The organism is Streptomyces sp. P9(2023) (genome assembly GCF_032436795.1).
Lineage (GTDB): Bacteria > Actinomycetota > Actinomycetes > Streptomycetales > Streptomycetaceae > Streptomyces.
Genome location: NZ_JAUPWM010000540.1, coordinates 1 through 266, shown reverse-complemented (window position 1 = coordinate 266; position 266 = coordinate 1). Strand labels below are relative to the sequence as shown.

Below are 266 nucleotides of genomic sequence, written 5' to 3'. Positions count from 1 at the left end.
AGCCATCGCCTTTAATACTAAAGAGCGCATGTTACTTATTGTTCCCAATAATGGTGCGATCAGCAACTTTGACCCAACGGCTATGGTAGAAATACCTTGTATTGTCGACAGTACTGGGGCAAAACCGCTGCAAATTGGCGCTATTCCCGAGTTCCAGAAAGGTATGATGAATCAACAAGTTTCAGTAGAAAAACTGGCCGTACAAGCTCATGTTGAAGGCTCTTACCAAAAACTATGGCAAGCACTAACACTGTCAGCCACCATTC

At 44.0% G+C, this 266-nt stretch carries 1 pseudogene; it reads left to right on the top strand.

Annotated elements, in window-relative coordinates:
• Window positions 1–266, top strand: a pseudogene (locus Q5762_RS38640) (6-phospho-alpha-glucosidase); the annotation flags it as partial.